Origin of the sequence: Enterovibrio norvegicus, from assembly GCF_002876705.1 — a bacterium.
Lineage (GTDB): Bacteria > Pseudomonadota > Gammaproteobacteria > Enterobacterales > Vibrionaceae > Enterovibrio > Enterovibrio norvegicus_B.
Genome location: NZ_MDAG01000064.1, coordinates 1 through 910, shown reverse-complemented (window position 1 = coordinate 910; position 910 = coordinate 1). Strand labels below are relative to the sequence as shown.

General features: G+C 49.6%; 1 pseudogene. It reads right to left on the bottom strand.

Annotated features, from left to right (window positions below):
- A pseudogene (locus BCT27_RS22845) lies at positions 1–765 on the bottom strand (PCRF domain-containing protein); the annotation flags it as partial.
- Positions 766–910: the final 145 nt, after the last annotated feature.

Below are 910 nucleotides of genomic sequence, written 5' to 3'. Positions count from 1 at the left end.
TTAACGTGCTGACCACCCGCGCCCGAAGCACGGTAAACGTCAATACGCAGATCAGATGGGTTGATATCGATTTCGATGTTGTCGTCAACTTCTGGATAAATAAATGCAGAAGCAAACGAGGTGTGACGACGACCGCCTGAATCGAACGGAGATTTACGCACCAAACGGTGAACACCGGTTTCAGTGCGCAGCCAGCCGTAAGCGTATTCGCCGCTAATGCGGACAGTCGCGGATTTCAATCCGGCTACATCACCGTCGGACACTTCAATGACTTCTGTTTTGAAGCCCTTCGCATCAGCCCAACGCAAGTACATGCGCAGCATCATGGATGTCCAATCTTGCGCTTCGGTACCGCCCGAGCCTGCTTGCAGGTCGATATAGCAATCAGAACCATCGTGGTCGCCAGAGAACATGCGGCGGAATTCAAGCTTCACCAGCTTTTCTTCCAGCTCAGAAAGCTCTGGATCGATTTCGTCGAACGTATCTTGGTCGCTTTCTTCAACGGCCAATTCCAACAAATCGTTGATGTACACACCACCCTGATCGAGTTGGTCGATGGTTTCTACCACCGCTTCAAGCGCAGAACGCTCGCGACCCAGCGCTTGTGCACGCTCAGGTTCATTCCATACATCAGGTTGTTCAAGTTCAGCATTAACTTCTTCTAGACGCTCTTTCTTGGCGTCATAGTCAAAGATACCCCCTAAGGACATTTGCGCGTTCGGCAATGTCCGCTAGGCGGTTTTTGATCGGATTGATTTCAAACATGGTCACTTCTAAATTCAGAATGAGTTTTAACCGCCGAATTCTATCGAATTGCGGGCAGAATAAACAGAGTGTGATGGGGATCAAACAGGAAATTTTCGGAGAAAAAGACAGAAAAGGGGGAATACAGTGCGAGAGTGCGAGAGTG